This is a genomic window from Psychrobacter sp. Sarcosine-3u-12, assembly GCF_002836005.1.
Lineage (GTDB): Bacteria > Pseudomonadota > Gammaproteobacteria > Pseudomonadales > Moraxellaceae > Psychrobacter > Psychrobacter okhotskensis.
This window is the reverse complement of record NZ_PJBY01000014.1, coordinates 1-5,590: the sequence shown is the minus strand read 5'-3', so window position 1 is coordinate 5,590 and position 5,590 is coordinate 1. Positions and strand designations below refer to the sequence as shown.

Here is a 5,590-nt window from a genome sequence, read left to right as displayed (position 1 = left end):
ACCCTATATAATCACCTACTGGACGACAGTAGATGAACACTATTTAAAAGCATAACTAAAGAACAACTTGTGTGGATTTTTGCTGATTCAGAATGCTAAAAAATAAAGTTGACTATCTTTTCTTTTCGGAGAGATTATTAACTATAAAAATTATCATTTAAGACAGCAGAAAAACTCAAAGTTAATTCATTACGAACATAATTTTTAGCGATTTTGCCAGATTAGATGAGCCAAGTTTAGAAGCTTCTTTAAAGAGCTTCATAGCAAGATTAAACTGAAGAGTTTGATCATGGCTCAGATTGAACGCTGGCGGCAGGCTTAACACATGCAAGTCGAGCGGAAACGATGGTAGCTTGCTACCAGGCGTCGAGCGGCGGACGGGTGAGTAATACTTAGGAATCTACCTAGTAGTGGGGGATAGCTCGGGGAAACTCGAATTAATACCGCATACGACCTACGGGAGAAAGGGGGCAGTTTACTGCTCTCGCTATTAGATGAGCCTAAGTCGGATTAGCTAGATGGTGGGGTAAAGGCCTACCATGGCGACGATCTGTAGCTGGTCTGAGAGGATGATCAGCCACACCGGGACTGAGACACGGCCCGGACTCCTACGGGAGGCAGCAGTGGGGAATATTGGACAATGGGGGAAACCCTGATCCAGCCATGCCGCGTGTGTGAAGAAGGCCTTTTGGTTGTAAAGCACTTTAAGCAGTGAAGAAGACTCCGTGGTTAATACCCACGGACGATGACATTAGCTGCAGAATAAGCACCGGCTAACTCTGTGCCAGCAGCCGCGGTAATACAGAGGGTGCAAGCGTTAATCGGAATTACTGGGCGTAAAGGGAGCGTAGGTGGCTCGATAAGTCAGATGTGAAATCCCCGGGCTCAACCTGGGAACTGCATCTGATACTGTTGAGCTAGAGTATGTGAGAGGAAGGTAGAATTCCAGGTGTAGCGGTGAAATGCGTAGAGATCTGGAGGAATACCGATGGCGAAGGCAGCCTTCTGGCATAATACTGACACTGAGGCTCGAAAGCGTGGGTAGCAAACAGGATTAGATACCCTGGTAGTCCACGCCGTAAACGATGTCTACTAGTCGTTGGGTCCCTTGAGGACTTAGTGACGCAGCTAACGCAATAAGTAGACCGCCTGGGGAGTACGGCCGCAAGGTTAAAACTCAAATGAATTGACGGGGGCCCGCACAAGCGGTGGAGCATGTGGTTTAATTCGATGCAACGCGAAGAACCTTACCTGGTCTTGACATATCTAGAATCCTGCAGAGATGCGGGAGTGCCTTCGGGAATTAGAATACAGGTGCTGCATGGCTGTCGTCAGCTCGTGTCGTGAGATGTTGGGTTAAGTCCCGCAACGAGCGCAACCCTTGTCCTTAGTTACCAGCGGGTTAAGCCGGGAACTCTAAGGATACTGCCAGTGACAAACTGGAGGAAGGCGGGGACGACGTCAAGTCATCATGGCCCTTACGACCAGGGCTACACACGTGCTACAATGGTAGGTACAGAGGGCAGCTACACAGCGATGTGATGCGAATCTCAAAAAGCCTATCGTAGTCCAGATTGGAGTCTGCAACTCGACTCCATGAAGTAGGAATCGCTAGTAATCGCGGATCAGAATGCCGCGGTGAATACGTTCCCGGGCCTTGTACACACCGCCCGTCACACCATGGGAGTTGATTGCACCAGAAGTGGATAGCTTAACCTTCGGGGGAGCGTTCACCACGGTGTGGTTGATGACTGGGGTGAAGTCGTAACAAGGTAGCCGTAGGGGAACCTGCGGCTGGATCACCTCCTTATAGATGGCATTCGGTCAGCAAGAATTCACAACAAGTTGTTCTTTAGTTTAGCTAGTATTTATTATTAGCGCTTTGCCTTGACAGGCAGACACAGGCCTGTAGCTCAGCTGGTTAGAGCACCGTGTTGATAACGCGGGGGTCGGCAGTTCAAGTCTGCCCAGGCCTACCATTTATTTACGGGGCCATAGCTCAGTTGGTAGAGCGCCTGCCTTGCACGCAGGAGGTCAACGGTTCGACTCCGTTTGGCTCCACCATAATAAATACGATAGTAGATATATTAAACAAGCATAAACAGAAACAAATAATTCAGATATTACATCATACGATTATTTCTTTCTGTTTTATACAGAACTTATGACTCGACGAGAGCGTAAGAACTATTTAAAAACATAGATATGAGTCTGGGTTAGGAACACGTGTTCACGCGTTGTTCCTAACCTTAATAACTCACTACTTAACGACATCAGTTGTTATCCCAGTAGTGAGTTATTAAAAAAGTAAAGAGAACTGAATCAAGCGTATAAACATAGGTGATATCGTTATCATAATTAGACTTATATAACACTTTGAAGTTAAAACTTATTTATAAGTTAAGACTACTTGGGGTTGTATGGTCAAGTAATGAAGCGCACATGGTGGATGCCTTGGCAGTCAGAGGCGATGAAAGACGTGACAGCCTGCGATAAGCTTCGGGGAGGCGGCAATATCCTGTGATCCGGAGATTTCTGAATGGGGAAACCCACTTACCATAAGGTAGGTATCTTGTACTTGTACAAGAAGCGAACGAGGGGAAGTGAAACATCTCAGTACCCTTAGGAATAGACATCAAATGAGATTCCCCAAGTAGCGGCGAGCGAACGGGGAGAAGCCGATTAGTGCTAATGTAGAAGAACAGCGTGGGAAAGCTGACCGTAGTAGGTGATAGTCCTGTATTCGAAACATTAGCGTTAACATATTAAGTAGAGCGGGGCACGAGAAATCCTGTTTGAAGATGGGGGGACCATCCTCCAAGGCTAAATACTCCTGACTGACCGATAGTGAACCAGTACCGTGAGGGAAAGGCGAAAAGAACCCCTGTGAGGGGAGTGAAATAGAACCTGAAACCGTGTGCGTACAAGCAGTGGGAGCCTTAATTTATTAGGGTGACCGCGTACCTTTTGTATAATGGGTCAGCGACTTATGTTCTGTAGCAAGGTTAACCGTTTAGGGGAGCCGTAGGGAAACCGAGTCTTAATAGGGCGTTTAGTTGCAGGGCATAGACCCGAAACCGAGTGATCTATCCATGAGCAGGTTGAAAGTGCCGTAACAGGCACCGGAGGACCGAACCCACTGTCGTTGAAAAGCCAGGGGATGACTTGTGGATAGGGGTGAAAGGCTAATCAAACTCGGTGATAGCTGGTTCTCCCCGAAAGCTATTTAGGTAGCGCCTCGGACGAACACCATTGGGGGTAGAGCACTGTTTCGGCTAGGGGGTCATACCGACTTACCAAACCGATGCAAACTCCGAATACCGATGAGTGATATCCGGGAGACACACAGTGGGTGCTAACGTCCATTGTGGAGAGGGAAACAACCCAGACCGCCAGCTAAGGCCCCAAATTCCTAGTTAAGTGGGAAACGAGGTGGGAAGGCATAGACAGCTAGGAGGTTGGCTTAGAAGCAGCCATCCTTTAAAGAAAGCGTAATAGCTCACTAGTCGAGTCGGCCCGCGCGGAAGATGTAACGGGGCTCAAACTAGGAGCCGAAGCTGCGGATTTGAATTTGTTTTCAAGTGGTAGGGGAGCGTTGTGTAAGCCTGTGAAGGTGTGTCGTAAGGCATGCTGGAGGTATCACAAGAGCGAATGCTGACGTGAGTAACGATAATGCGAGTGAAAAGCTCGCACGCCGGAAGATCAAGGGTTCCAGTCCAACGTTAATCGGGGCTGGGTGAGTCGACCCCTAAGGCGAGGCCGAAAGGCGTAGTCGATGGGAAATCGGTTAATATTCCGATACTTGTTTATAATGCGATGGAGGGACGGAGAAGGTTATGTCAGCCTGGCGTTGGTTGTCCAGGTGAAAGGATGTAGGCTTACAACTTAGGTAAATCCGGGTTGTTATATGGCTGAGATCTGATAGCAAGCTGTACTTGTACAGCGAAGTGGCAAATACCATGCTTCCAGGAAAAGCTTCTAAGCAATAGTTATAAACGAATCGTACCCTAAACCGACACAGGTGATCAGGTAGAGAATACCAAGGCGCTTGAGAGAACTCTGCTGAAGGAACTAGGCAAAATGGTACCGTAACTTCGGGAGAAGGTACGCTGTTGATGGTGATAGGACTTGCTCCTTGAGCTGTTGACAGTCGCAGATACCAGGCTGCTGCAACTGTTTATTAAAAACACAGCACTCTGCAAACACGAAAGTGGACGTATAGGGTGTGATGCCTGCCCGGTGCTGGAAGGTTAATTGATGGGGTTAGCGTAAGCGAAGCTCTTGATCGAAGCCCCAGTAAACGGCGGCCGTAACTATAACGGTCCTAAGGTAGCGAAATTCCTTGTCGGGTAAGTTCCGACCTGCACGAATGGCATAATGATGGCAGCGCTGTCTCCAGCAGAGACTCAGTGAAATCGAAATCGCAGTGAAGATGCTGTGTACCCGCGGCTAGACGGAAAGACCCCGTGAACCTTTACTACAGCTTTACATTGAACTTTGACCTGACTTGTGCAGGATAGGTGGGAGGCTTTGAAGCCGAGACGCTAGTCTTGGTGGAGCCAATCTTGAAATACCACCCTGGTCATGTTGGGGTTCTAACTCAGGTATAACAATACCGAGGACAATGTATGGTGGGTAGTTTGACTGGGGCGGTCTCCTCCTAAAGAGTAACGGAGGAGTACGAAGGTGCGCTCAGACCGGTCGGAAATCGGTCGTAGAGTATAAAGGCAAAAGCGCGCTTAACTGCGAGACCCACAAGTCGAGCAGGTACGAAAGTAGGTCTTAGTGATCCGGTGGTTCTGTATGGAAGGGCCATCGCTCAACGGATAAAAGGTACTCTGGGGATAACAGGCTGATACCGCCCAAGAGTTCATATCGACGGCGGTGTTTGGCACCTCGATGTCGGCTCATCTCATCCTAGGGCTGAAGCAGGTCCTAAGGGTATGGCTGTTCGCCATTTAAAGAGGTACGCGAGCTGGGTTTAGAACGTCGTGAGACAGTTCGGTCCCTATCTACCGTGGGCGTTGGAAATTTGAGAGGATCTGCTCCTAGTACGAGAGGACCAGAGTGGACGAACCTCTGGTGTTCGGGTTGTCACGCCAGTGGCATTGCCCGGTAGCTACGTTCGGATGGGATAACCGCTGAAAGCATCTAAGCGGGAAGCCCACCTCAAGATTAGATTTCCCTAAAGAGCCGTTGAAGACTACGACGTTGATAGGCAGGGTGTGGAAGCACAGCGATGTGTGTAGCTAACCTGTACTAATTGCTCGTTTGGCTTGACCATACAACACCCAAGTGGTTTGTATCAAAGCTCTAATTAATCTATCTTGTAAAGCGAAAGCTTTAGAATAAAAGAAAGAATATTTCGATATCACCTTTAACCTTGATTCAGTTAGGTTACAAGTTGGTCGACCAATAGATAATATCTTGACGTCATAATAACATCAGACTCATATCTAACCCCCTTTGCTGACGACAATAGCGCGATGGCCCCACCTGATCCCTTCCCGAACTCAGAAGTGAAACATCGTTGCGCCAATGGTAGTGTGGTTCGCCCATGTGAGAGTAGGTCATCGTCAGCTCTCTATTC

At 48.4% G+C, this 5,590-nt stretch carries 2 tRNA genes and 3 rRNA genes; all 5 read left to right on the top strand.

Annotated elements, in window-relative coordinates:
• Positions 1–271 precede the first annotated feature (271 nt).
• The 5 genes from CXF65_RS00760 to rrf all read left to right on the top strand — a co-directional run bounded on the left by CXF65_RS00760 (position 272) and on the right by rrf (position 5,582).
• Positions 272–1,810, top strand: a 16S ribosomal RNA gene (locus CXF65_RS00760).
• Positions 1,811–1,902: 92 nt separating this feature from the next.
• Positions 1,903–1,979: transfer RNA gene (locus CXF65_RS00755), tRNA-Ile, on the top strand.
• 9 nt (positions 1,980–1,988) lie between these two features.
• Positions 1,989–2,064: transfer RNA gene (locus CXF65_RS00750), tRNA-Ala, on the top strand.
• 358 nt (positions 2,065–2,422) lie between these two features.
• Positions 2,423–5,284, top strand: a 23S ribosomal RNA gene (locus CXF65_RS00745).
• Positions 5,285–5,468: 184 nt separating this feature from the next.
• Positions 5,469–5,582: ribosomal RNA gene (gene rrf, locus CXF65_RS00740) — 5S ribosomal RNA — on the top strand.
• The 16S, 23S and 5S rRNA genes sit together here with 2 tRNA genes alongside, the layout of an rRNA operon.
• The last annotated feature ends 8 nt before the right edge of the window (positions 5,583–5,590 follow it).